Raw genomic sequence first — 24444 nt, forward strand, 5'->3', positions numbered from 1 at the left:
CGGGACGGCGGGCCGGTGAGCAGGATCCTCACGGTGGTGACGCCGGACGGCGCCGAGCACGACATCGAGCTGTACGCGCCCGAGTCCGCGCGGATGTGGGACCTCGCCGGGCGGTTCTGCCAGGAGTGGGACGCCTTCGCGCGCATCCCCGAGAGCACGCGCGCGCTGCCCGTCTACCCGTCCCGCGCCGGGGTGAGGGCGCTGCGGCTCTACGTCGGACGCGAGGAGCTGCCGCCGGAGCTGGTGCTCGGGGAGTCGCCGCTGCGCGACGGCGTACGCGTCGGGCTGGGCAGACCGGTGGAGGCGGGGCCGTACGAGCCGCGGCCGGACGGGCAGGTCCTGGCGACGGTGCGGATCGTGGCGGGGGAGGGCGCCGGGGCGGAGACCGGGGTGACCGGCGCGAACCGCAGGTCCATCGAATGCTTCCCCGGCGACCTCGCCGCCGGCGACAGCCTCGTGGCCGACTTCACCGGTGAGTTCGTCCGGCGGGGCGCCGCGGAGGCCCCGCTGCTCGTCCTGGTCGGGGGCCGCGTCGTCAGAGCCGTCGGCCGACCGGCGGTGCCCGGGTGGGAGCCCCCGGGGCAGGGCACGACGTGGGAGGAGGACACGCTGCTCATCGTGGGGAGCAGCTGCCTGCGGTGGTCCCGGGAGGAGCGGCCGGAGCCTGCCGTCCTGCCGCCGGGCGACCACGGCACGCTGCTGCTCGACCCGCGGGCCCGCTCCTCGGACCGCCCCGTCCTCGACTCCCTCCCGGACGTCCTGCTGCCCAACGCGCCCAGGGACAGCTGGTGGCAGACCCCTTCGACCCGGCGGGTCAACACCCTCCTGCGATCGAGGAACCTGCTGGCCCGGCTCGTCCGGAGTGCGGCGGACGGTGTGCCGGTGTGCTGGCCGACAGGAGATCGCGCGCTCCCGCCGTTCATGTTCACTGCCGCCGTCGCGGAGCAGCTGGGGTCGGCCTACCCCGACCCGGCGTCGCTCGCCGGGGCGGTCGGCTCGCGGAGCGGGGAGCTCTGGCAGCGCGGCCCGCGCGACGCCGACTTCCTGGCGCTGCGCTGCGGACTGCGTACCGCCCTGCCGGTGACCGCCGAGGGGCAGGACGAGCCGGACCGGTACTGGCAGCTGGGCAGCCAGGCGCTGCCCGCCGTCGCCGTGCTGCCGCGGCACGGCGTCGTCGGTGTCGTCGGCGCGGACGACCGGCCGCGGCGGCTCGCGGGCTGGCTCGTGCTCCAGGCCGCCGCCCACCACAGCCCCGAGGACGTCGTCGTACGCGTCCTCACCGATGCCCAGGGCGCCGCCGACTGGCGGTGGACGCGCTGGCTGCCGCGCTCCTCCTCCGCGCTCGACGAGGACCGCGCCCCGCGCGTGCACGCCGACCCCACCTCGGTGGCGCGGCAGATCGACACGCTGCTGCGGCTGGTGACCGACCGGCAGAACCCCGCCGCCGCGGCCGTCCCCGGCGCCCCCGCGGCGGAACGGGACAGCGGGGCGCCGGACGGCACGGCCGCGGGCACCCCCGCCGGACGGCACGGCCCCTCCGTGCTGCTCGTCCTGGACGGGATACGCCGGCTGCGGACGCTGCCGGGTGTCGGGCGGCTGCTCCAGGAGGGGCCCGCGGTCGGGGTGCACCTGGTCTGCCTGGGCACGGAGGCCCGGCAGCTGCCCCCCGGGTGCGGCTACCTGGTCGACATCGGCGACGGCACCGGCTCGACCGCCGGTCCGGCCGACCACGTGACGCGGCCGCTGCTGGCCGACCTGCCGCGGCCCGGCTGGTTCGAGGCGGCGGCCCGCGCGCTCGCCCCGCTGCGGGACGCCGAGGCCGTCCGGCGGGCCATGGACCTCGCGGCCCTGCCGCTGCCCGAACTGCTCGGGCTGGACGTCGCGGACGCCGACGGGGGCGCCGGGACCGTCGAGGCGCGCTGGTCGGCGGTGCCGCGTGCGACGGCGGCGGTCGTGGGGCAGGCCGCCGCGGCGCCGTTCGAGCTGGACCTGCGCGCGGACGGCCCGCACGCGCTGATCGCGGGGCGGCCGGGCTCCGGGCTGACCGCGTTCCTGCGCAGCTGGGTCGTCTCGCTCGCGGTCGCCAACCGCCCCGACGAGATGATCTTCGTCCTGTTCGACGACCGCGGCGGTGACGCCTTCGGACCCGCCACCGGGCTGCCGCACGTCACCCGGGTCGTGACCGACATCGACGACCGCGAGGCCGAACGCGTCCTCGGCCGGCTCTTCGCCGAACTGCGCGCCCGCGAGGCGCGGCTGACCGGGCATTCCGTGCGCACCCTGGACGACTACCACCAGCTGCGCGACCGCGACCGGTCGCTGCCGCCCCTGCCCAGGCTGGTGCTGGTGGTCGCCGAGCTCGCCGACCTCGCGGGCGGCCGCCCGGAGCTGCGCGCCGGGATGCTGGACGTCGCCCAGCGCGGCCGCTCGCTCGGCATCCACCTGGTACTGGCCACCCAGCGCCCCGCGGGTGTCGTGACCACCGGCATCAGGGCGACCACCAACCTGCGGATCGCGCTGCGGCTCGGCGACGCCGCCGAGAGCGCCGCCGTCCTGGACGCGCCCGACGCGGCTGCGATCCCCCGCTCCAGCCCCGGACGCGCCTTCGTCCGTACCGGGGTGCAGGAACTGACCGAGTTCCAGGCGCCCGTCGCCGTCGACCTGGGCTCGCCTGCGGCCCCCGTCCCCGCGTTCACCGTCCACGACCTCGACGGGCCCCGCCCCGCCCCCGGGCACGACGGCGCCGCACCCGGGCAGCGCCCCGCCGGGCCGTCCGTCCGGACCGACCTGGACCTGCTGGTGACCGCCGTCTACCGGGCCGCCCTGCGCTCCGGGGTGCCGCAGCTGCCCGGCCCGCTGCCCGAGCCGCTGCCCGCGGTCGTCACCCTGTCGGAGCTGCCGCAGGCCCCGGCCGGCGTCGCCTACGGGCTGGAGGAGCTGGCCGACGAGGTCGGCAAGCAGCCCGCGCTCTTCGACGTCGCGGGGGAGGGGCTGCTCGCCGCGACCGGCGGGCCGCGCACCGGCAAGTCGCAGTTCCTGCGCACGCTCGCCGCCGCGCTCGCGCAGCGGCACTCCACCGCGGACGTCCACCTCTTCGGCATCGACTGCGGCAACGGCGCCCTCCAGATGCTCGCCCGGCTGCCGCACTGCGGCAGCGTGGTCACCCGGGGCCGCCCCGACCACCTGGCCCGGCTCGTAGGCCGGCTCACCGCCGCCCTGCACACCCGGCGGCAGCTCTTCGCCGAGGGCGGCTTCACCGACCTCGCCGCGCAGCGGCAGGCCGTGCGCTCCGACCGCCGGCTGCCCCACCTGGTGCTGCTCATCGACCGCTGGGAGGGCCTGCGCGAGCTGTCCGGCCGTATCGACGGCGAGCGGCTCGCGGAGGACCTGCGGCTGCTGATGCGGGACGGCGGCCCGGTCGGCATCCGCGTCGTGCTGACCGCGGACGCGGCGGGCCTGGACGAGCGCACGGCCGCGCTGGTGACCGACCACCTGGTGCTGGACCGCAGGGACAAGGACGACTACCGGCGCTTCGGCGTCGATCCGCCGCTGGGCCACCTCCAGCCGGGCCGCGCCCTGCGCGCGTTCAGCGCGTGCGAGGTGCAGGTCGCGCTGCTGGACGGCGGCCCCAGCTCGCGCGCGCAGAGCGACGCGCTGGACGCGCTGGCCGCCCGGCTGCGGGACCGCGACACGGACGTGCCGCACACCCGGCGGCCGTTCGCCATCGACGACGCGCCGCGCGCCGCCGAGCAGTTCCAGGTCGGCCCCGGCACGGGCCGCCCGGTCGGCCGCGAGGACGTCCTGGCGTGGCTGCGCAACCGGCAGTCCACGGGTGCCTCGGCCGCGCTGCTCGGGCCGCGCCGCTCGGGCAAGTCCTGGGTGCTGGAGGAGCTGTCTCGGCGGCTGGCCGCCGACGGCGGACGCGAGGAGGTGCACCGGCTCACCGTGCCGCCGCCCAGCTCCCCGGTGGACACCCCCGACGCGCTCGCCGGCATCCTCGACCGCGCGGTGCGCGACGCCGCGAGCCCCGCCGAGGCGCTGCTCGACAAGGCCGCGTCCGGCGGCGCCCCGCTGGTCTTCCTGCTCGACGAGGTCGGGCGGCTCGCGGACTACGACCCGGTCGCCGTCTCCTGGCTGCGCGACCTCGGCCAGGCCGGGGCCTGGCTGCTCTACACCGGCACCGAGAAGGACTGGCGGACGGTCGTGCGCAGGGCGCTCACCGCGCCGGGCTCCAGCTTCGGCAACGACGTCAACGCCCGGTTGCTGGGCCCGCTCGACGAGGAGGCCGCGCTGGACTTCCTGTCCGGCACCGCCGCCAACCTGGGCGTCGCCCTCGACCGCGACACCACCGCCGCCGCCGTCGTCCGCACCGTCGGCAGCTGGCCGTTCTACCTCCAGGTCGTCGGCGACGCCGTCGTCCGCGCCGTCCAGGGCAACGACCTGAGCCCGCTCACCGGCGACGCGGCACTCCGCTCGCTCGTCGAACGGCGGCTGCTCGACGAGTGGTCGCTGCACTTCCAGTCCCGCTGGGCCGAGATCGGCCCCGCCGGGCGCGCCGCCCTGCTCGCCGAGCCCGGCGCGCTCCCGGCCGGTGCCACCCCCGCGCAACGCCAGGACCTGCGCGACGCGGGGCTGCTGCGGCCGGGCGAGCAGTGGCTGCACGACCCGCCGCTGCTGGACTGGATCGCCAGGAACGACATCTCGCTGCGTGACGGGGAAACAGGGGAGTGGGCCCAATGAGCGTCTTCCGGCCGAGCCAGTCCTACCGCGCCGACCTGGACGTCAGGCTCGGCAACGGGCGGATGCCCAGCTGGATCCGCCCCACCGCCGAGGGCGCGGAGCCCAACAGCGCGGCCTGGCTGGCTGTCATGCCGCGCCGGGCGGGCAAGACCTGGCTGGCCCAGGGCATCGCCGCCGCCCGCCCGGCGGGCGGCACGGTCCGGGTCGACCTGCGGTCGTCGGCGTCGGTCCGCAAGACCCGGCTGGGCTGCCTGACCGAGGGCAGACCCGCGCCGCCGGTCGGCCCCGGGCAGCTCGTCGTCGTCGACGAGCCCGCGCTCGCCCGGCCCGGCGGCCCCGGCGTCGACCCCGCCGTGCTGGCCACCGGACTGCACCGGATCCACGACACCGGCGCCACCGTCCTGGTCCTCGCCACCCCCGCCGAGAGCGCGCTGCTCGTCCCGCACCTCGGACCCGACGTGCCCAAGGACCTGCTGCGCCCGCCCGTGCTCGACGCCGACGAGTGCGCGCGGATGGCCGCCCGCGCACCGCAGTGGGCGCCCGCGCTCGTCGAGCGGCTGCGCGCCCGCGACCCCGGCTGGCTGCACACCACCTTCCTGCTCGAACTCCTCCTGCACACCGCCGAGGAGCAGCCCGCGCTGCGCACCGGCGACGACGGCTACGCCCGGCTGCTGCGGGCCGCCGCCGAGGAGGCCGACGACCGGCACGAGTACATCCGCCAGTGGTTCCGCGGCGGCCTCGCCGAGAAGCACCGCGCCGCCCTGCGCGCCGCCCGCTGGCGCGCCGCGGGCCTGCCCGCCGGCGCCGCGGGCCGCCCCGGGCAGGACACCGCGCTGTACGCGTACGGGGCCGCGCCGGGCGCCGCGGGGCCCGTGCCCGGACACCCGCGGCCCGGCGGATCGCTCGCCGACGACCCGGTGCTCGGCCGCCACCTGCCCGACGTGCTGCGCGTCCACCACATCTCCGACCTGCACCACGGCGGGCGGCTGTCGGACACCGTCGACACCAAGGACCGCACCGGCGCCGGGCAGGCCATCGCCGCCCTCGCCGGGGCGGGCACCGCGCTGGACAGCTACCTCGACCACGTGCGCCAGCTCGCCGCCCAGGGCCGCGCCCCGCACCTGCTCGTCGTCACCGGCGACCTCGTCGACCGCCCGCTGGACGGGCACGGCGAGCGGGCGCGTACCTGGCTCGCCGAGCTGGCCGCGCTGCTCGCCCCGCACCGCGACCTGCGGGAGGGCGACCCGCGGGTGCTGCTCGTCGGCGGCAACCACGACGTCTCCTGGGACCTGGCCCTCGACGCCTCCCCGCAGGCCCGGCACCGCTGGTTCGCCGCCGCCTTCGACGGGCTGCCGCACCCCGACCTGCACCTCGCCGACCCGGCGCGGCGCCGCCTCTACGTCGGCTACCCGGACGTCGGGCTGCGCTTCGCGCTGCTCGGCAGCGCCGAGTCCGGCGGCGAGGCGGCCCACGACGCCGACCGCGAGCGGCTGCGCGCCTTCCAGCAGCGGTACGTGGCCGCGAGCGCCTCGCAGGACGCCGACATCGCCGCCGTCGTACGGGACTTCGAACGGCACGACCCCGGCGTGGTGGCCCGCGGGGTGCTCGACCGGCTCGCGCCGCAGCCCGGCGTCGTCACCCTCGCCGCGCTGCACCACCCGCTCTCGCCCGTGCCCGCGGTCGAGGTCGCGCCCTACTCCGGGGTCGTCAACGCCGGACAGGCCAAACGCGCGCTGGCCGCCGCCCGTACGTCCCTGGTGCTGCACGGCCACACCCACCTGGGCTTCGCGGCCGCCGAGCGGCTGCTGGACGCGGGCCCGCCGTGGACCATGCGGATCGCCGGCGCCCCCGCGCTGGCCAGCCGGGAGACGGAGGAGCGCAACGGCTACAACGAGGTGTTCGTGGCCCGCGAGGGCGGCGACCACACCCTCGCGCTGCGCACCGTCCGGCTCGACGGCGGCCAGTGGACGCCCGGCCCGGCCCACGCCTTCCGGCCCGGCGCCGCCGAGGAGCACGACCTCGACGCGCTGTGCGCGGACGCCTGAGACCGCGGCCCGTCACGCCCGGTAGAGCGCCTCGATCTCCCGGGCGTACGCGGCCTCGATCGCCCGCCGCTTCAGCTTCAGGGACGGCGTCAGCAGCCCGCGCTCCTCGCTGAACTGCGCGGCCAGGATCCGGAAGGTGCGGATCGACTCGGCCTGCGAGACCAGGGTGTTCGCCGCGACGACGGCCCGCCGTATCTCGTTCTCCAGGTCCGTGTCGTGCACCAGCTCCCTGGTCGGCAGCCGCGGCTTGCCGCGGATCGACAGCCAGTGCGCCACCGCCTCCGGGTCCAGCGTCACCAGCGCCGCGACGTACGGCCGGTCGTTGCCGACCACCACGCACTGCCCGACCAGCGGGTGCGCCCGCACCCGGTCCTCCAGCGCGACCGGCGACACGCTCTTGCCGCCGCTGGTCACCAGGATCTCCTTCTTGCGCCCGGTGATCGTCAGATAGCCGTCCTCGTCGAGCATGCCGAGATCCCCGGTGGCGAGCCAGCCGTCCTTGAGGACCTCCTCGGTCGCCTTGACGTTGTTGAGGTAGCCGGTGAAGACCTGCCCGCCGCGCAGCCAGATCTCGCCGTCCTCGGCGATCAGCACGGCCGTGCCCGGGACCGGCAGGCCGACGGTGCCGAAACGGGTCTGCTCGGGGGGATTGGCCGTCGCCGCGGCCGTGGTTTCGGTCAGCCCGTAGCCCTCGTAGATCGTCACGCCCGCGCCGCAGAAGAACAGGCCGAGGCGCCGCTCCATCGCCGAACCGCCGGAGATCGCGTGCCGCACCCGCCCGCCCAGCGCGCCGCGCACCTTGCTGTAGACGAGCTTCTCGTACAACTGGTGCTGCATCCGCAAGGACGCGCTCGGGCCCGGCCCCAGGCCGAAGGCGCGCGCCTCCACCGCCTCGGCGTGCCGCACCGCGACCTCCACGGCCTTCTCGAAGGCCGCGAGCTTCCCGCCCGCCTCCGCCTTGCGCCGCGCCGCCTGGAAGACCTTCTCGAAGACGTACGGCACGGCCAGCACGAAGGTCGGCCGGAAGGACGCGAGTGAGGGGATCAGCTCGGCGGCGGTCATCCCGGGCTGGTGGCCGAGCCGGATCCGGGCCCGGACGCACGCCACCTCCACCATCCGCCCGAAGACGTGCGCGAGCGGCAGGAAGAGCAGGGTGGACGGCTCCTCGCCGGGCCTGCTGGAGAAGACCGGCTCCCAGCGGGCCACGACGTTGTCGGTCTCGGCCATGAAGTTGCCGTGCGTGATGACGCAGCCCTTGGGGCGGCCCGTGGTGCCCGAGGTGTAGATGACCGTCGCGGTCGCGCCCGGTGTCACCGCGAGCCGGTGCCGCTCGACGACGTCGTCCCCGATGTGCCGCCCGGCCTCGGTCAGTTCCTCGACACATCCCGCGTCGAGCTGCCACAGCCGGTGCAGCCGCGGCAGTTCGTCCACGGCGGCGCCCACCGTCATGGCGTGGTCCTCGTGCTCCACGACCGCGGCGACCGCCTCCGAGTCGTGCAGCATCCAGCGGACCTGCTCGGACGACGACGTCGGGTACACCGGCACCGGCTGCGCGCCGATCGACCACAGCGCGAAGTCGAAGAGCGTCCACTCGTAGCGGGTGCGCGACATGATCGCGACCCGGTCGCCGAACCGGACGCCCTGCGCGAGCAGCCCCTTGGCGACCGCGAGCACCTGGTCGCGGAACTCCGCGGCGGTCACGTCCTGCCACCCGCCGTGCTCGTCGGCGCGCGCGAGCACCACCTGGTCCGGGGCCTGCCGCGCGTTCCCGAACACGGCATCCGCCAGACCGCCGGCCTGGGGCGCCGTGACCAGCGGGGGGACGGTGAACTGACGCAACGGGTGCTCTCCTAGGTGCCGGTGCGGCCGTAAGCTACCCGATCCCCGGCCCCGGCGGGAGAGGGCGGAAAGTTTCGCCGAATCGGACGTCTGTGCTGGTGGAACGGGGGTTTCCGGCGGTCACAAGGCAACCGGCGGCCTCCCGCGTCCCGGGGGCGGCGGCGGACGGGTACGGATCTCCACCAAATCTGCCCGCCCCGGTCACGCCCACTCCACCCCACAGGTCGGCTCCCGCCCCGCCCGTCCCAGCCCTCCCGCCCGTACAGCCCTTTCCGGGCGGGCGCGGTCAGAGCAGCGGCCGGTGCAGCAGGCCGCCGCCCGCGAGGATCGCCCCGGCCAGCGCGTCCGCCGACTCCTGGACGCGCGAGGCGCGCCGCCCGTGCCGCAGCACGAAGTCGACGCCGCCCAGGTCCGGCAGCCCGCCGGCCCGCGACTGGACGCGCACCAGCCCGGCCGGAATCAGCCCTTGCGGATGCGCCATCACCCCCAGACCCGCCCGCGCCGCCGCGACCAGGCCGCCCAGCGAGCCGCTCGTCCCCGCCGGCTGCCAGGCCCGGCCGTGCCGCTCCAGCACGTCCAGCACCCGCACCCGGGTCAGCGCCGGCGGCGGGTGCGCGATCAGCGGCACCGGGCGGCGCGGGTCGAGCCGCAGCCGCTCGCCGCCTATCCACACCAGCTTGTCCCGCCACACCAGCCGCCCCGGCCCGTCCGGACCCGAGCGCTTGGCCAGGCACAGGTCGAGACCACCGGCCTCCAGCCGCTCGTGCAGCACACCGGACAGCTCCACGGTCAGCTCCAGGTCCACCTCGGGGTGGTCGTGCCGGAAGGCGGCCAGGATCTCCGGCAGCCGGGTCGGCACGAAGTCCTCCGACACCCCGAACCGCAGCCGCCCGCGCAGCCGGGTGCCGGTGAAGTACGCCGCCGCCCGCTCGTTGGCCTCCAGGATCGGCCGGGCGAAGCGCACCATGGCCTCGCCGTCCTCGGTCAGCTCCACCGCGTGCGTGTCGCGCAGGAAGAGCCGGCAGCCCGCGGCCTCCTCCAGCCGCCGCACGTGCTGGCTGACGGTGGACTGGCGCAGGCCGAGCCGGTGCGCCGCCTGGGTGAAGCTCAGCGTCTGCGCGACGGCGAGGAAGGTCCGCAACTGGGCGGGCTCGAACATGGCGGCACGTTATCGCGGGCCGTGATGGCGGTCGCGTCGGTAACCGGCCATCCCTGGACACCGGCCCGCGGGCGCGGGCGCGAACCCTCCGCCCGCGCCGCCGTCACAGCCGCAGCGCGGCCACCAGCGTCACCGCGAGCGCCCACGACGTGAAGAGCCCGTACGCGAACAGCTCCCGTCCCCGGTCCCCGGCCCGCACCTGCCGCAGCAGCACCCAGCCGAAGAACAGCGTCTCCGCGCCCGCGCCCGCCACCCCGTAGACCGGGTGCCACACCCCGGCGACGACCGCGGCGGTGGCGGCGGTGTGCAGGACCCCGGCGGCGGTCGGCACCCACCGGCGCCGGCCCTGCCGCAGCCCGAGCCGCGTCAGGTCGTCCAGCCGCTCCACCCCCGGCCCGAACCGGGTCAGCGCGGCGAGCGCCGACGGCACCACCTCCAGCAGCAGCAGGACGGTCAGGGCCGCACTGAGGACGAACACCGGGGGCTCCTTGCCAGGTGCGAACCGGCCGGTCGGCGCCGGTCGGCGGGCGGGCGGCCGACAGGGTGCGGCCGCCGCTCAGTGTGCCCGGTCGGACGCCAGTGCGATACGGTCCTCGCCCGCGTAGACGTTCATGGAGTCGCCGCGCAGGAAGCCGACCAGGGTCAGCCCGCTCTCCCGGGCCAGGTCCACCGCGAGCGAGGACGGCGCCGACACCGCGGCCAGCACCGGTATCCCTGCCATCACCGCCTTCTGGGCCAGCTCGAAGGACGCCCGCCCGGACACCATCAGGATCCGGTCCGCGAGCGGCAGCAGGCCCTCCCGCAGCGCCCGCCCGACCAGCTTGTCGACGGCGTTGTGCCGCCCGACGTCCTCGCGCACGTCCAGCAGCCCGCCCTCGGCGTCGAACAGTGCGGCGGCGTGCAGCCCGCCCGTGCGGTCGAAGACCGCCTGCCCCTCGCGCAGCCGTTCCGGCAGCCGGGCCAGCAGCGCGGGCGTCAGCCGCGGCCCGCCCGCCGGGTCCACCGGCAGCCGGGTCGCCGTCCGCACCGCGTCCAGGCTGGCCTTGCCGCACAGCCCGCACGACGACGTCGTGTAGACGTTGCGCTCCAGCGTGATGTCCGGCACCGGCACCCCGGGCGCGAGCGTCACGTCCACGACGTTGTAGGTGTTCGCGCCGTCGGCCGTCGCCCCCGCGCAGTAGACGACGTTCGCGACCTCGTCGGCGGCCGCCAGCACGCCCTCGCTCACCAGGAAACCGGTGGCCAGGGCGAAGTCGTCGCCCGGGGTGCGCATCGTGATCGCCAGCGGGCGGCCGTTCAGCCGGATCTCCAGCGGCTCCTCCGCCACCAGCGTGTCCGCCCGGTGCGCGGCCGTCCCGCCGCGGATCCGCAGCACCCGCCGCCGCTCCGTGACCCGTCCCATCCGGCCCTCTCCTCCCGCGCTCCCGCCGCGCCCCGCGGGCCGCCCCGTGCGCCCCGCGGTCCCGGCCCGGTACCAGGCGAGGGTGTCATAGGGTGATCAGGACCGCGCAGCGAGCACCACGGACTCCCAGGATGGCAGAACCGAGATGAGCGACCAGCCGACCGCCGAGCACACCCTGGAAGGCGACGCGCAGGCCCTGCAGCGGTTGCGGGAGCTGCGCGGCAGCATCGACAACCTGGACGCCGCCCTCGTCCACCTGCTCGCCGAGCGCTTCAAGTGCACCCAGCAGGTCGGCGAGCTGAAGGCCGCCCACGACCTGCCCCCCGCCGACCCGGCCCGCGAGGCCGCCCAGATCTCCCGGCTGCGCCGCCTCGCCGAGGACGCCCGGCTCGACCCCGCCTTCGCCGAGAAGTTCCTGAACTTCATCATCGACGAGGTCGTCCGCCACCACCGCGCCATCGCCGCCCGCCCCCAGCAGCCCGGCGGGAATCCCAGGTGAGAAGCACTCCGGATCCTTGGTAAGGTTGACCCAGTCACCCCGACCCAGGCGGTCGGGGCGGTCGACCCGGTCCGGGTGGCGGAATGGCAGACGCGCTAGCTTGAGGTGCTAGTGCCCTTTATCGGGCGTGGGGGTTCAAGTCCCCCCTCGGACACCAGCGAAAACCCCAGTTGATCTGGGGTTTTTCTGTTTTTCCGGGCCGCTTCCAGGGCGTTTCCCTGGCGTCTCGCGGGCGTCTTCCGGGCGACCTCAGCACGGCAGCGCCGCGAGGAGCCCGGTCGTCGTCGCGTGCAGGCGGGCGGCGGCCGCGGGGGAGAAGGCGGGGGTGCCGGTGGGGACACGGCGGCCCTCCAGGACGGCGGTCAGCCGGGCGGGCGGGGCCGTGAGGAAGGGCAGGACCTGCGCGACGGCCTCGGAGACGGGCTTGCCGGTCGCCTTGAGCGCCGCGACATGGGCGGCGGACGACGGGTCGTACTCACCGGCGAAGCTCGTCGCGACGACGCCGGGGTGGTTCACGACGTAGTGCACGGCAGTGTCGGCGTAGGTCTCGGCGCAGTGCGTGGCCAGCAGGTCGCAGAGGGCGCCGCCGTGGCCGAGGGCGCCGGCCCCGGGGTAGCCGCGGCGCAGCTGGAGGTCGTCCCAGCGGACGGGTCCGGCCAGGCCCACGGCGCCGAAGGAGAGGACGACGGCCCGCTCGGCGCGGCTGAGGGGGCCGATCAGGCCGTGGCTGAGGAGATGGCGGCTGAGGTAGTACAGGGCGAAGGTGCTCTCGAAGCCGTCCGGGGTCTCCGCGCGGGTGGAGCGGTGGTAGCGCGCGCCGAGGACCAGCAGGTCGAGCGCCGGGTAGGCGGACGTGACGTGGTCGACGACGCGGTGGTTCTCCGCGACCAGGCTCAGGTCGGCCCGCAGGAAGCGCGCCCGGTCGGCGGCGCCGCTGCGGGCGGCGGCGGCCAGGAACGCCTCGCCCTTCGCCGGGTTCGTGCCGACGATCAGCACCTCGTGGCCGCGTGCCAGGTAGGTGTCGGCGAGGGCGCGGCCGATGCCGTCGGTGCCTCCGGTGATGACTGCGGTGGGCATGACCGTCCTTCCGGGTGCGCGGTGGCCCGCGCGGGGTCAGATGATTTGATTTGATCAATCAAAGCATCTGGCGGAGCGGTCCGGCAACAGCCGCCCGGGGCGGGGGAGCGCGGCCGGTCAGACCGACGGGCCGCCGTACCCGGCCTCGGCCCCCGCGGCGAGCATGTGTTCCTGCACCCGGAGCAGGGTGTCGGCCGCCCGGCCCAGCTCGTCGGCCGCCGCCCCGGTGAACGCCCCGGCCAGCAGCTCGCAGCGGGCGGCCCGGACGCGCGCGAGGACGTCGCGGCCGTGCGCGGTGATGGCGATGACGCCGGAGCGGGCGTCGGCCGGGTCGGGGAGGCGGCTCACGAGCCCGTCGGCCCTCAGGGGGCGGAGCTGGAGGGACACCGTCGATATGTCGATCCGCAGGCAGTCGGCGATGTCGGACACCCGCATCGCCCCGGCGACGTCGAAGTGCTCCAGCAGCCGCAGCGCGCTCGGCGGGACGTCGCACCCCGACCGCCGGGCGACCTCGGCCCGGACGTACTTGCTCTCGCTCCAGCGGACCACCGCCGACAGGGCCACGTCGAGCCGGGCCAGCTCCGCCGGCGGCGGGGTCCGGGGGGCGGCCCCGGAAGCAGGGGCGGGGGAGGTGGCCATGCGGCCAGGTTACAAGGGGGAGAGGACGCCGGGACGGTCAGCGCAGATCGGTGATCTCGGGGGCGTAGACGGTGCCGAGCGGCTCGGGGCCCACGTACTGCTGGCAGTTGCACTGGCGGGTCTCGAACTGCAGCGGCTGCCGGTCGGCGTCCCACAAGCAGGGCGTCTCGACGTCGGCGTGGCACTTGCCGTCGTCCCTGCCGTGCATCGCGAGGTGGTGGGTGCAGCCGCAGATCGGCTCCGGCGGGCGGTTCGCCGACGCCAGCGCGCTCTGCTTGCGCTCCTCGGCCTTGATCACGTCGAGCTTGCGTTTGTGGCGCCGGTCGGTCGCGTCCTTGATCCGCTCGCCGATGGTGCCGCCGCCGAACAGCACCACCGGAATGATCCACCACAGGTTGCCCATGCCCTGACCCCCGTCGTTCGGTGCGCCCAGCATATCGCCGCAGGCGGCCCGCCCGGCAGGCCCCGCGAAGGCCCTGTGGACGGGGCCGGACAGGATCCGACGGGGTCGGACGGGACGGCTGCGGGCAAACGATTTGGCGTAGACGTGCCGAGCCCGTAAGGTTGGGTTCACCGACGCGGGGTGGAGCAGCTCGGTAGCTCGCTGGGCTCATAACCCAGAGGTCGCAGGTTCAAATCCTGTCCCCGCTACTGAAGGAAGGGCCCGGTGCCGTCACGGCACCGGGCCCTTCCGCGTGCCCGCGCCGTGTCAGCGGCCCCGTCTGCCCGCCCGGTGTCAGCCGTCCCGTCTGTGCGCGCCGTCCCGTCCGGCGCCCTGGCGCGCCCGCTCCCGTTCGTGGACGGGCTCGTACGGCGGTACGTCCCGGCCCGGCTGGTAGTGCGGCCCCTGCCGCATGTGCCGGACGACGATCACGCAGTCCACCGCGGCCAGTGCGGCGATCGCCGCGCAGAGGGCGGCCCACCCGGGCTGGTCGAACAGGGCGAAACCGACGGCGGCGCCGATCCCCCAGACCAGGCCGCACAAGGCCAGCCCGAACCGCAGCCGCAGCGGACTGCGTGCCTGCGTCGGTTCGTATCCGGTCCTTCGCATCTTCGGCATATCGGCTCCCGCCTTCCAGGCTGCCTCGCCGCGGCGCCCGGCGGAAGCCCCTCCCCGCGCCCCGGCGGTAATGGCGTACGCGTCCCGGCGCGTCGGCCGGTAGGTTGGGGGGCCGTGAGTGCCACCCTCGTCGCAAAAGACATCGCCGCCGGTCACGGCGCCCGCCGGCTCTTCGACGGGCTGGACCTCGTCGTCGCACCCGGTGACGTCGTCGGGCTCGTGGGCGTCAACGGCGCCGGCAAGTCCACGCTGCTGCGCCTGCTCGCCGGGCTGGAGCCCCCGGAGCGGGGGGACGTACGGCTCAGCCCGGTGAACGCCACCGTGGGCCACCTCCCGCAGGAGCCCGACCGCAGGGACGAGTCGGTCCGCGACTTCCTCGCCCGCAGGACCGGTGTGACCGCCGCCCAGCAGGCGCTGGACGCCGCCACGCAGGCCCTGGTCGACGAGGTGCCGGGCGCCGACGACGCCTACGCCGAGAGCCTGGAGCGCTGGCTCGCCCTCGGCGGCGCCGACCTCGACGAGCGTGCCGAGGACGCCGTCGGGGCGCTCGGCCTGGGCATCGGCCTCGACCTGCCGATGACCGCGCTGTCCGGCGGGCAGGCCGCCCGCGCCGGGCTCGCCTCGCTGCTGCTGAGCCGCTACGACGTCTTCCTGCTGGACGAGCCGACCAACGACCTGGACCTGGACGGCCTGGAGCGGCTGGAGAGGTTCGTCTCGGGCCTGCGCGCCGGTACGGTCCTGGTCAGCCACGACCGCGAGTTCCTGGCCCGCACGGTGACCCGGGTCGTCGAGCTGGACCTCGCGCAGCAGCAGGTCGCGGTCTACGGCGGCGGCTACGAGGCCTACCTGGAGGAGCGGGCCACCGCGCGCCGGCACGCCCGCGAGGAGTACGAGGAGTACGCCGACACCAGGGCGGGCCTGGAGGCGCGGGCCCGGATGCAGCGCGGCTGGATGGACAAGGGCACCCGCAACGCGCTGCGCAAGGCCCCGGACAACGACAAGAACGCCCGCCGGGCGCGTGTCGAGGGCAGCGAGAAGCAGGCGGCCAAGGCGCGGCAGACCGACCGGATGATCGAGCGGCTGGAGAAGGTCGAGGAGCCGCGCAAGGAGTGGGAACTGCGGATGTCGATCGCCGCCGCCCCGCGCTCCGGCGCGGTCGTGGCGACGCTGAACGGCGCGGTCGTGCACCGCGGCGGCTTCCGCCTCGGCCCGGTGGACCTGCGGATCGACTGGGCCGACCGGGTCGCGATCACGGGCGCGAACGGCTCCGGCAAGTCCACCCTGCTCGCCGCGCTGCTCGGCCGGCTGCCGCTGGACGAGGGCACCGCGGCGCTCGGCCCCGGGGTGCGGATCGGCGAGGTCGACCAGGCCCGCGCCCTCTTCCGCGGTGACGAGCCGCTGCTCGACGCCTTCCGCGCCCCGGCGCCCGACATGGAGCCGGCCGAGATCCGCACCCTGCTGGCGAAGTTCGGGCTGAAGGCCGACCACGTGATGCGCCGGGCGGCCACCCTCTCGCCCGGCGAGCGCACCCGGGCGGCGCTGGCCCTGCTCCAGGCTCGCGGGGTCAACCTGCTGGTCCTGGACGAGCCGACCAACCATCTGGACCTGCCCGCGATCGAGCAGCTGGAAGCCGCCCTGGCGGAGTACGAGGGCACCTTGCTGCTGGTCACGCACGACCGGCGGATGCTGCACGCGGTGCACACCACCCGGCGGATCGAGGTCGCGGACGGGCGGATCACCGAGCGCTGACCGTACGCCCGGCCGACCGGGCGGGAACCCGATCGGACCGGGCCGCGTCCCATCGCCGACGGACACGCCACGGCGTGGCGGGAGCGGCGAGAGGGGATCGTGATGCGCCATCGGCTGCGGGTGGACGGGACCGTGCTGCCTGCCGTGCTCGTGGCGGCGGCTCTGCTGGTCGCGGGCTGCGGCTCCGCGTCGGGTCCGGGCGGCGGGGTCCGCACGCTCCCGGCGCCGACCGGCGCGGACACGTCCGCGGGCACGTCCGCGGGCGGCGCGGCCGGGGACTGCGGGGACGCCTTCGTGGACCTCGCCGGCCCGGACAAGCCCGCCGGCACCGTGTGCCTGAAGGTCGGATCGACCCTGCGGGTGCGCAACGGCCCGGCCGCGCAGGCCGGCACGGTGACCGGTGACGCGCTGCGGGAGGCCGGCGCCGGGGTCTACCTCGGGGTGTCCGCCGGCCGCGCCGAGCTGGGCGGCACGAGGCGGGCCTGCCCGGACGTGCCCGGCCGGGTGAGCTGCATGTCGATCGTGCCCTGGCACCTGACCGTCGACGTCCGCTGAGCGCCTCCCCGCGGTGGGTGGACGGCGACGGGCCCGGACCGGCAGTGGGGGCCGGTCCGGGCCCGTCGCGCACACGCGGTGCGGCGTCCCGTCAGGAGGCGGGGGTCAGCTCGCGTTGAGAGCGGTGTCGTCGAGCAGGAAGGACGTCGCCAGGGTGGAGTCCTCGGCGCCGGTGAACTTCAGGGTGACGGTCTTGCCGACGTAGGAGCTGAGGCTGACGCTGTGCTGCACGTAGCCGGTGCCCTGGTTGACGTTGCTGTAGCTGGCCACCGTGGTGCCGTTGGCGGTGACGGTGAACTTGTCGTACGCCGTGCTCGTGCCCTCGTCGGAGGAGACGTAGAGGTAGAAGCTCAGGTTCGCGGTGGAGCAGCTGGCGGGGATGGTCACCGACTGGGAGAGCGTGTCGGTGTGGGTGCTGCCGTAGCCGTCGAACCAGGCCTTGTAGGAGCCGGAGTGCGCCGGGGCACCGGTGCTGCTGTCGATGACGCCGGAGGACGAGGTCCAGCCGGTGCTGCCGCTCTCGAAGCCGGGGTTGGCGAGCAGCTGGCCCGCGGTGCAGGTGCCGCCGCCGCCGGACGTGGTGACCGCCCAGCTGAAGGACGCCGAGCCGGAGGCGCCGGTGGAGTCCGAGGCGGTGACGGTGACGGAGGAGGTGCCGGCCGTCGTCGGGGTGCCGGAGATCAGGCCGGTGGAGGAGTTGATGCTCAGGCCCGCGGGCAGGCCGGAGGCGGAGTAGGTCAGGCTCTGCCCGGAGGCCGAGTCACTGGCGTGGATCTGCAGGCTGACCGCGGTGCCCACGGCGGTGGACTGGCTGCCGGGGCTGGTCACGGTCACGGTGTTGCCGCCCGTGGAGCCGCTGTTGGTGAAGGCGGACGTGCCGTTCGGGGTGCCGAGGCCGGTCGGGCCGTCGTAGCCGGTCGTCGCGGTGCACAGGTAGCTGCCGCCGCACGAGCCGTTGCTGCCGCTGGTGACGTCGTTCAGCGCGCCGGTGTGGGAGTACGGGTACGACGCCGGGGTGGTGCCGGAGGCCGGGGTGCCGGCCAGGGCGTAGACCGAGGCGATGATCGGCGACGAGGCGCTGGTGCCGCCGTAGACCTGCCAGCCGCTGGCCTGGTAGCTGTCGTAGACGGCCAGGCCGGTGGCCGGGTCGGCGACGGCGGAGACGTCGGCGACGGTGCGCTTGGAGCAGCCGGAGTCGGTCTGCCAGGTGGGCTTGGCGTCGTAGGACGAGCAGCCGGAGCCGGTGCCCTCGGTGCTGGAGGTGTTCCAGACCGACTCGGTCCAGCCGCGGCTGGTGCCGCTGGCGCGGTTGAGCGCGGTGCCGCCGACGGCGGTGACGTACTTCGACGCGGCCGGGTACTCCGCGCCGTAGCCCTCGTCACCGGAGCTGACGGTGATGGCGACGCCCGGGTGGTTGAAGTACGACGAGTCGTAGCTGGTGTCGGAGGAGGACTCGCCGCCGCCGTAGCTGTTCGAGACGTACTTCGCGCCGAGGGAGACGGCCTCGTTCACCGCGGTGCCCAGGTTGGCCATGCTCGCGCTGGTGGCCTCGACCAGCAGGATGTGGCACTGCGGGCAGACCGCGCTGACCATGTCGAGGTCGAGCGAGATCTCACCGGCCCAGCCGGAGTCGGCGGTCGGGTAGCTGGTGCCGCCGGTCTGGTTGACCTTCTTGAAGCAGCCGTTGGCCGTGGTGCAGGCGGGCAGGCCGTACTGGCTGCGGTAGGTCGCCAGGTCGGCCTCGGCGTTGGGGTCGTCCTGGGCGTCGACGATGGCCACCGTGGCGCCGGAGCCGGCCGACGACGGCAGGGCGTAGGCGCTCTGCAGGTCGGTCGGGCCGTAGCCGGACGGCGTGGCGTCGGGGCTGATGCCCATGTGGTGCACGACGTCGGTGCGGGCCAGCGCCAGGCAGGACATACCGTCCGGCGTGCTCGCTTTGGCACACAGATGCGCGGTGGTCGAGCTCGCCGAGCTGCCGGTCGCGCCGGTGGCGGCGGTCCCGGTGGTGGGTACGGCGGCCGCGGACGACGGGGCGGCGGCGGCGAGCATGCCGCCGGTGATCAGCGCGCCCGAGGCGACGATCGCCACCGCGGCGCGGCGGACGGCTCGTCTGATCGGGCCGGGACTTGTCAGCTGCAATGAACTGCCCTCCGTGGGGGATCGGCTCCCGAGGGGCCGCCGGGACGGTCAAATCTGTCAGGGTCATGACAAGTAACCATCGGGCGGTAGAGCCCGGGACATTCGTGTGGCGCACGTTCACCGGTGATCACGTCGACGAGAGTTGTCAACGTCCGTTCACTGCCACCACGTTCAGTGGTGGCCACGTTGAAGGTAGTGAAACCCGCGCCAAGGGACCACCGGGTAATGGCAAAGCCTTTCTCTCGAAACCGTGGTCACAGGGGCCCCGCCCGCTCCCCCGAACGATCAGGGACGTATACGTTGTGACCCGATGAACACCGAGGAAGAGTCCGTGGGAGACCTTGTCGCGCTGGGTCTCGCGCGCTATGAGGCGCGGGTCTACCTCGCCCTGGTGCGCCGTGAGTCCTACACCGCCGCCGAGGTCGCGCGCGCCGCCGACGTACCCCGGCAGCGGGTCTACGACGTGCTGGACACCCTGGTCCGGCGGCGGCTCGCCGTCGCGCACCCCGGGCGCGTGGCCACCTTCTCCGCCGTCGACCCGGAGCTGGCCGTCGCCCGGCTGATGACCCTTCAGCGCGAGCAGCTGGAGCGCCTCGACCGGGTCTCCACCGCGCTGACCGCCGCGCTCGTACCGGTCTGGACGGACGGCCGGGACCAGACCGTGCCGCTGGACTACGTCGAGATCCTGCGCGACCCCAAGGCCATCGCGGAGGCCTTCGCCGACATCCAGGCGCACGCCCGCGAGGAACTGCTCAGCTTCTGCAAACCGCCCTTCGTCGCCCCCGCCGCCAACACCGCCGGCATCCGCGCCACCCGCCGGCTGCACCGCTCCGGCGGCACGGTGCGGGCCATCTACACCCGCGACGCGCTCGACGACGCCGAGGTGCTGGAGAACGTACGGCGCTTCGGCGCGGCCGGCGAGGAATGCCGCTTCACCGACGAACTGCCGCTCAAGCTCATCGTCGCCGACGCCCGGCTGGTGCTGTGCGACATGCCCGACCCGGTCGCCGGAACCGGCGCGACCACCGCGCTCTACATCGAGCACCCCGCCCTGGCCGCCTGCCTGCGGCTGGCCTTCCTCACCGTATGGGGCACCTCCCGCACCGCGTCCGGCGCTCTCGCCCCCGACACCGGAGCCATCCACTCCTGACACGCGCGCGTACGCCCCTGACCACGGGCTCCGGAGCTACAGTGAGCGCGTGGCCGTGTTCCTGCTCGGCTTGGGCGCCGCCTGCTGCCTCGGCTTCGGTTTCGTGCTGCAGCAGCGCGCGGCAGCCCGTGCCCCGCTCGCGGACTTCCTGTCCTTCCGGCTGCTGCTCGACCTGATCCACATGCCCGACTGGCTGCTGGGCGTCGGGCTCATGGTGTGCGGCCAGGTGCTCGGCGCCATCGCCCTCGGCTACGGCGAGATCTCGCTGGTCGAGCCGCTCACCGCCACCAACCTGCTCTTCGCCATGGCGCTGTCCCGCAAGCTGTCCGGCCAGCCGCTGGGCTGGAACGGCTGGCTCGGCGTCGCGCTGCTCGCCCTCGGCGTCACCGCCTTCATCGTCGCCGGACGCCCCAGGGGCGGCGGCGCGGAGGCCGGTGCGCTGCGGCACTGGCTGGTCTTCGGCACCGTCGCCGGGATCGCCCTGCTGCTCACCCTCAAGGCCCGCCGGCTGCCCCGGTCCGGCGAGGCGGCGCTGCTGGGCCTGGCCGCGGGGCTGCTCTACGGGCTCCAGGACTCGCTCACCCGGGTGTGCGGCCAGATCGTCCAGGACCAGGGCATCGACCGGCTCCTGGTGTCCTGGCAGCCGTACGCGGTGGGCGGGCTGGGGCTGACCGGCATGCTGCTGGTGCAGAGCGCCTTCGAGATGGCACCGCTGCGGATGTCGCTGCCGTCGCTCACCGCCGCCCAGCCGATCGCCGGCATCGTGTGCGGGGTGGGCTTCCTCGGCGACCGGCTGCGGGTCACCACGGGCGCGCTGGCCTGGGAGGCCGCGGGGCTCGCGGCGATCGTGGTGGGCGTGGTGCTGCTCGGGCGGCACCCCGCGATGCCCGCCGGAAGCGCCGAACGCGAACCCGTCGGCGCGACCCGGCTGCGCTGACGCCCTGCCGCCCCCGTCACCCGGCCCCTGTCACGCGGCCCGCCCGTTCCGGTCCGTACCACCGCCCGGTCCCGGCGGGGGCTCCGCGGGCGTGGTGGTCGGGTACGGCGCCGAGACGGTCGGAAGCCGTCAGAGTGCTGGCACACGCGGTCGAAAGCAGTCGCGAAACGCCCAAAGATGCGGACCTTACGGTTTCCCGCGCTGGTGGGGAGCGGTTTTCACGACACTCGTGGCATGAGGGCGGAAGCCGCCGGACGACCGGCGGCGCCTGCGGGGACTCACAACCGAAGGCGATGGTGGGTGCGGTCATGGACGTCCGCGGGAGGATCGCGCACGACCAGGTCCCGGCTCCTGGGCCGTACGAAGGTGTGTGGCGCTTCACCGCCGCCGCCGTGGACGCCTCGGTGCCCCAGGTACGGCACGGGGTGCGCACCCTCGTCACGGACCTCGGGGTGCCGATCGACGACGACATCCTCTACGGGCTGCTGGTGATCGTCTCCGAACTGGTCACCAACGCCGTCAAGCACGCGGCCGTGCTGTCGCCCGAGCTGGGCGTGGAGGTCGCGGTCGGTCCGGACTGGATCAGGGTCGCGGTCGAGGACCAGCACCCGTACCGCCCCAAGGCGCTGGAGACCGACCACGCCAGGACCGGCGGCCGCGGGCTGCTCCTGGTCAAGACGATCACCTCGGAGGCGGGCGGCAGCTGCGACGTGGCGCAGACCGCGTCCGGCGGCAAGGTGATCTGGGCGGCCATGCCCCTGCGCCCGCCCGCCCCCTGACCCGCTGGCCCGTCACCCGCCGGAGCCGGCGGCACCCGCGGGCGGCTACCAGCCCGCGCCGCCCCCGGTCACCTCGCGCACCGCGGGCAGCGCCGCGTCCAGCACCGTGCCGAACCACGCCGAGAAGGTGCCGTCCGCCCGCCGCTTGGCCAGCTCCTCGGGCGTGACGAAGGCGGTGTCGTCGATCTCCTCCGGGTCCGGCCGCAGCTCGCCGCCCACCAGTCCCACGAAGAGGTGGTTGAACTCCTGCTCCACCAGGCCCGACGCCGGGTCCGGGTGGTTGTAGCGCACCGTGCCCGCCTCGCGCATCAGCACCGGCGCGGCCCCCAGCTCCTCGGCGGTGCGCCGCGCCGCGGCGACGAACGGCGGCTCGCCCGGGTAGGGGTGCCCGCAGCAGGTGTTGGACCACACGCCGGGGGAGTGGTACTTGCCCAGGGCCCTGCGCTGGAGCAGCATCCGGCCCTCGCCGTCGAAGAGGAAGACCGAGAAGGCACGGTGCAGCCGGCCCGGGGCCGTGTGCGCCGACAGCTTCTCGGCTGTGCCGATCGTCACACCGCCCTCGTCGACCAGTTCCAGCATGATCGGCTCCGCGGCCTCGTCCGTGGACGGCGGCGTGGCGGGGGTGCCGGCGGCAGGGCTGGTAGGCATAACCATCCTTCGTGTTTCGACGACGGGTCCTCAGTCTGCCTCACCCGGACACCCACTGATCGCGCACTCCGCGGGACCCGTCCATGGTGCGGCTATACCCGCACGTCAGGGCATGCGCCGGGATATGCCGGTGACACCGGCTCACGGTGGTGCGGGGGTGGTACGGGGGCGCTGCGCGGGGGCGCGCGACGCCCTCAGTGGCACAGCCGCGCCTCGTGCTCGGCGTGCCCGGCCGGCTCCAGCTGGAAGGTGCAGTGCTCGACGTCGAAGTGGGTGCCGAGGCAGCCCTGGAGGTCGTGCAGCATCTTCTCGTACCCCACCTCCTCCAGCACGTCCTGGCTGACCACCACGTGCGCCGACAGCACCGGCATCCCCGAGGTGATGGTCCAGGCGTGCAGGTCGTGCAGGCCCTCCACGCCCTTGAGCGCCTCGATGTGGTCCCGCACCGCCGCCATGTCCACATCCCTCGGCGCGGCCTCCAGCAGCACGTCCACCGCCTCGCGCAGCAGCCGCCAGGTGCGCGGCACGATCAGCACGCCGATCAGCAGCGACGCCACCGCGTCCGCCTCGCGCCAGCCGGTGGTGAGGAAGACGACGGCCGCCACCACGACCGCGAAGGAACCCAGCGCGTCGGCCATCACCTCCAGGAAGGCCCCGCGCACGTTCAGGCTCTCGCGCTGGCCGCCCATCAGGACCAGCAGCGAGACGGTGTTCGCGGCCAGACCGATCAGGCCGAACACGATCGTGGCGCCGCCCGCGAAGTGCTCCGGGGACACCAGCCGGGAGATGCCCTCGGCGAAGATGAAGGCGCCGACACCGAAGAGCAGCACCGCGTTGAGCACCGCGGCCAGGATCTCCGCGCGCGCGTAGCCGAAGGTGCGCTGCTCGCTCGCCGGGCGGGCGGCGATGTGCACCGCCAGCAGCGCCATCGCGATGCCCGCGGCGTCGGTGGCCATGTGCCCGGCGTCGGCGAGCAGCGCGAGCGACCCGGTGATCAGGCTCCCGGCGACCTCGGTGGCCAGCACCAGCACGGTGATGCAGAGCGCCACCAGCAGCCGCCCGCGGTGCTCGGCGGTCGCGGTGCCGAGCCCGTGCGCGTGGCCGTGCCCGTGTCCGTGGCCGCGGGCACCCCCGTGACCGTGGCCGTGGCCGGCCCCGCCGTGCCGGGTGTCCTCGGCGGGCTCGCTGTGTGCTGCCCCCATCGGCGCGTCCCCTTCCCTTTTGCGCTGCCGTGTGCCGTTCTGGAATCGGCCGACGCGGAAGGTGCCCGGGGTACAGCGAACCTCCGGCCGCGGCGGCCAGTCAACACCGGTCACCCCTGGTGGGCAAGCCGGTACTGGAGACCGTTGTCATGTGCGGTGACCTGCGATGATGTGCCACGCGGCAGGGCTGCGGGAAAGGCCGTCGAGGTCACCCGGACGCAGTAGTCGCGGGGGTGGTTGTCGGGGCGCCGCCGATCGCGCATGATGATCACGCCGTACGCGCCAAGTTTGGGCCAATACTCGGTGAACGACTCTTGTCGTCCATCCGATAGCCTCGGCCGTCGTGCCGGGCGGTCCGCTGCGCCGCCGCAAACCGCCCGCGAGCACGGCCTTCGCACACGTTCAGGGAGTGGGTTCCTCTGCCGACCGCAATTCTCACCGGTCCGCCCGCCGCAGGTTCGCCGTCGCCGCTGGCCGACGACCTGCGGGCGCTGGGGTTCCAGGTCGTCGAGGCGGACACGTCCGGCGCCGTGGCGGCCCGGATCACCGGAATCGCCGCGGGCGAGCGGGTGGCCGTGGTGGACCGCCGATTCCGCGGGCACCGGCACGCGCTGCGGCTGGCCCTGACCGACCCGCGCTTCGACGCCGCCGCCGTGACCGGCGCCCTGACCGTACGCCCCGCCGCCCGCCCCGCCCTGCTGCGCGCCCTCGCGGCCCCGGCGCCGGGCGGCCTGGTCACCGCCGTCCGCACGGCCAAGCAGTTCCTCACCTACGTCGCCTCCGGCCCGTTCCAGTACGCCGTCGCCGAGGCCCTCGCCCTCCCCG

At 75.0% G+C, this 24444-nt stretch carries 19 protein-coding genes, 2 tRNA genes and 1 pseudogene; 11 read left to right on the top strand and 11 right to left on the bottom strand.

What is annotated here, in order from left to right:
* Positions 1-15: 15 nt before the first annotated feature.
* Both ACWERV_RS22770 and ACWERV_RS22775 read left to right on the top strand, forming a co-directional pair.
* Positions 16-4740, top strand: coding sequence for an FtsK/SpoIIIE domain-containing protein (locus ACWERV_RS22770; protein ID WP_452935858.1), 4725 nt, complete (start codon positions 16-18; stop codon positions 4738-4740).
* A complete protein-coding gene (locus ACWERV_RS22775) occupies positions 4737-6785 on the top strand; it encodes a metallophosphoesterase family protein (RefSeq protein ID WP_452935860.1) in 2049 nt (682 codons plus the stop codon). Before ACWERV_RS22770 ends, ACWERV_RS22775 begins: the two co-directional genes overlap by 4 nt.
* A gap of 12 nt (positions 6786-6797) precedes the next feature.
* Here the strand turns inward: ACWERV_RS22775 and ACWERV_RS22780 are convergent, their stop codons facing one another.
* The 4 genes from ACWERV_RS22780 to fdhD form a co-directional block, all read right to left on the bottom strand.
* Positions 6798-8624, bottom strand: a complete 1827-nt coding sequence (locus ACWERV_RS22780; RefSeq protein WP_452935862.1) for an AMP-dependent synthetase/ligase — start codon at positions 8622-8624, stop codon at positions 6798-6800.
* 286 nt (positions 8625-8910) lie between these two features.
* Positions 8911-9783: a LysR family transcriptional regulator gene (locus ACWERV_RS22785; protein ID WP_398178990.1), complete on the bottom strand. Its 873-nt coding sequence runs from the start codon at positions 9781-9783 to the stop codon at positions 8911-8913.
* 103 nt (positions 9784-9886) lie between these two features.
* Positions 9887-10261: a hypothetical protein gene (locus ACWERV_RS22790; RefSeq protein WP_452935866.1), complete on the bottom strand. Its 375-nt coding sequence runs from the start codon at positions 10259-10261 to the stop codon at positions 9887-9889.
* A 78-nt stretch (positions 10262-10339) separates the two neighbouring features.
* Positions 10340-11185, bottom strand: a complete 846-nt coding sequence (fdhD, locus tag ACWERV_RS22795) for a formate dehydrogenase accessory sulfurtransferase FdhD (RefSeq protein WP_452935868.1) — start codon at positions 11183-11185, stop codon at positions 10340-10342.
* 145 nt (positions 11186-11330) lie between these two features.
* On the opposite strand from fdhD, the gene ACWERV_RS22800 reads away from it, so the two are divergent.
* Together ACWERV_RS22800 and ACWERV_RS22805 are read left to right on the top strand one after the other, a co-directional pair.
* The gene (locus tag ACWERV_RS22800) at positions 11331-11684 is read left to right on the top strand and encodes a chorismate mutase (RefSeq protein WP_452935871.1); all 354 of its coding nucleotides are present in this window, start codon (positions 11331-11333) and stop codon (positions 11682-11684) included.
* A 69-nt stretch (positions 11685-11753) separates the two neighbouring features.
* Positions 11754-11841, top strand: a tRNA-Leu gene (locus ACWERV_RS22805).
* A gap of 92 nt (positions 11842-11933) precedes the next feature.
* On the opposite strand, the gene ACWERV_RS22810 is transcribed toward ACWERV_RS22805, so the two are convergent.
* The 3 genes from ACWERV_RS22810 to ACWERV_RS22820 form a co-directional block, all read right to left on the bottom strand.
* Positions 11934-12761: an SDR family NAD(P)-dependent oxidoreductase gene (locus ACWERV_RS22810; protein ID WP_452935874.1), complete on the bottom strand. Its 828-nt coding sequence runs from the start codon at positions 12759-12761 to the stop codon at positions 11934-11936.
* A gap of 117 nt (positions 12762-12878) precedes the next feature.
* Positions 12879-13400 (bottom strand): MarR family winged helix-turn-helix transcriptional regulator, encoded by a 522-nt coding sequence (locus ACWERV_RS22815; protein ID WP_452935877.1) that lies wholly within the window; start codon positions 13398-13400, stop codon positions 12879-12881.
* Positions 13401-13437: 37 nt separating this feature from the next.
* Positions 13438-13803 carry a hypothetical protein gene (locus tag ACWERV_RS22820; protein WP_452935880.1) on the bottom strand — a complete coding sequence of 122 codons (366 nt, stop codon included), beginning with the start codon at positions 13801-13803 and terminating at the stop codon, positions 13438-13440.
* A gap of 174 nt (positions 13804-13977) precedes the next feature.
* On the opposite strand from ACWERV_RS22820, the gene ACWERV_RS22825 reads away from it, so the two are divergent.
* A tRNA-Met gene (locus ACWERV_RS22825) sits at positions 13978-14051 on the top strand.
* An 85-nt stretch (positions 14052-14136) separates the two neighbouring features.
* Here the strand turns inward: ACWERV_RS22825 and ACWERV_RS22830 are convergent.
* Complete coding sequence (locus ACWERV_RS22830) at positions 14137-14460, bottom strand: DUF6343 family protein (protein ID WP_452935882.1); 324 nt, start codon at positions 14458-14460, stop codon at positions 14137-14139.
* 114 nt (positions 14461-14574) lie between these two features.
* On the opposite strand from ACWERV_RS22830, the gene ACWERV_RS22835 reads away from it, so the two are divergent.
* Positions 14575-16209, top strand: a complete 1635-nt coding sequence (locus tag ACWERV_RS22835) for an ABC-F family ATP-binding cassette domain-containing protein (RefSeq protein WP_452935885.1) — start codon at positions 14575-14577, stop codon at positions 16207-16209.
* Between the two features lie 102 nt (positions 16210-16311).
* A complete protein-coding gene (locus tag ACWERV_RS22840; RefSeq protein WP_452935888.1) occupies positions 16312-16764 on the top strand; it encodes a hypothetical protein in 453 nt (150 codons plus the stop codon).
* A 105-nt stretch (positions 16765-16869) separates the two neighbouring features.
* Here the strand turns inward: ACWERV_RS22840 and ACWERV_RS22845 are convergent, their stop codons facing one another.
* Positions 16870-18813 (bottom strand): putative Ig domain-containing protein, encoded by a 1944-nt coding sequence (locus ACWERV_RS22845; protein WP_452935905.1) that lies wholly within the window; start codon positions 18811-18813, stop codon positions 16870-16872.
* Positions 18814-19234: 421 nt separating this feature from the next.
* Here ACWERV_RS22845 and ACWERV_RS22850 point away from each other — a divergent pair, with 421 nt between their 5' ends.
* The 3 genes from ACWERV_RS22850 (at position 19235) to ACWERV_RS22860 (ending at position 21769) form a co-directional block, all read left to right on the top strand.
* On the top strand, positions 19235-20053 hold the full coding sequence (locus ACWERV_RS22850; protein WP_452935891.1) for a TrmB family transcriptional regulator: 819 nt from the start codon (positions 19235-19237) through the stop codon (positions 20051-20053).
* A 49-nt stretch (positions 20054-20102) separates the two neighbouring features.
* Positions 20103-20990: a DMT family transporter gene (locus tag ACWERV_RS22855; RefSeq protein WP_398179024.1), complete on the top strand. Its 888-nt coding sequence runs from the start codon at positions 20103-20105 to the stop codon at positions 20988-20990.
* Between the two features lie 308 nt (positions 20991-21298).
* The gene (locus ACWERV_RS22860; protein WP_452935895.1) at positions 21299-21769 is read left to right on the top strand and encodes an ATP-binding protein; all 471 of its coding nucleotides are present in this window, start codon (positions 21299-21301) and stop codon (positions 21767-21769) included.
* A 45-nt stretch (positions 21770-21814) separates the two neighbouring features.
* Here ACWERV_RS22860 and idi read toward each other — a convergent pair whose 3' ends face one another.
* Positions 21815-22417 (bottom strand): isopentenyl-diphosphate Delta-isomerase, encoded by a 603-nt coding sequence (idi, locus tag ACWERV_RS22865; protein ID WP_452935897.1) that lies wholly within the window; start codon positions 22415-22417, stop codon positions 21815-21817.
* Positions 22418-22611: 194 nt separating this feature from the next.
* Positions 22612-23619 (bottom strand): cation diffusion facilitator family transporter, encoded by a 1008-nt coding sequence (locus ACWERV_RS22870; RefSeq protein ID WP_452935899.1) that lies wholly within the window; start codon positions 23617-23619, stop codon positions 22612-22614.
* A 530-nt stretch (positions 23620-24149) separates the two neighbouring features.
* Here ACWERV_RS22870 and ACWERV_RS22875 point away from each other — a divergent pair.
* Positions 24150-24444, top strand: a pseudogene (locus tag ACWERV_RS22875) (hypothetical protein); the annotation flags it as partial.

It is taken from the genome of Streptomyces sp. NPDC004031 (assembly GCF_053604375.1).

Excerpts from the sequence above, each read along its gene's own strand:
- ACWERV_RS22810 (WP_452935874.1), bottom strand. The coding sequence starts at position 12,761 with ATGCCCACCGCAGTCATCACCGGAGGCACCGACGGCATCGGCCGCGCC.
- ACWERV_RS22860 (WP_452935895.1), top strand. The coding sequence starts at position 21,299 with ATGGACGTCCGCGGGAGGATCGCGCACGACCAGGTCCCGGCTCCTGGG.
- ACWERV_RS22830 (WP_452935882.1), bottom strand. The coding sequence starts at position 14,460 with ATGCCGAAGATGCGAAGGACCGGATACGAACCGACGCAGGCACGCAGT.
- ACWERV_RS22845 (WP_452935905.1), bottom strand. The coding sequence starts at position 18,813 with ATGCTCGCCGCCGCCGCCCCGTCGTCCGCGGCCGCCGTACCCACCACC.
- ACWERV_RS22840 (WP_452935888.1), top strand. The coding sequence starts at position 16,312 with ATGCGCCATCGGCTGCGGGTGGACGGGACCGTGCTGCCTGCCGTGCTC.
- fdhD (WP_452935868.1), bottom strand. The coding sequence starts at position 11,185 with ATGGGACGGGTCACGGAGCGGCGGCGGGTGCTGCGGATCCGCGGCGGG.
- ACWERV_RS22785 (WP_398178990.1), bottom strand. The coding sequence starts at position 9,783 with ATGTTCGAGCCCGCCCAGTTGCGGACCTTCCTCGCCGTCGCGCAGACG.
- ACWERV_RS22870 (WP_452935899.1), bottom strand. The coding sequence starts at position 23,619 with ATGGGGGCAGCACACAGCGAGCCCGCCGAGGACACCCGGCACGGCGGG.
- ACWERV_RS22815 (WP_452935877.1), bottom strand. The coding sequence starts at position 13,400 with ATGGCCACCTCCCCCGCCCCTGCTTCCGGGGCCGCCCCCCGGACCCCG.
- ACWERV_RS22775 (WP_452935860.1), top strand. The coding sequence starts at position 4,737 with ATGAGCGTCTTCCGGCCGAGCCAGTCCTACCGCGCCGACCTGGACGTC.
- ACWERV_RS22820 (WP_452935880.1), bottom strand. The coding sequence starts at position 13,803 with ATGGGCAACCTGTGGTGGATCATTCCGGTGGTGCTGTTCGGCGGCGGC.
- idi (WP_452935897.1), bottom strand. The coding sequence starts at position 22,417 with ATGCCTACCAGCCCTGCCGCCGGCACCCCCGCCACGCCGCCGTCCACG.
- ACWERV_RS22800 (WP_452935871.1), top strand. The coding sequence starts at position 11,331 with ATGAGCGACCAGCCGACCGCCGAGCACACCCTGGAAGGCGACGCGCAG.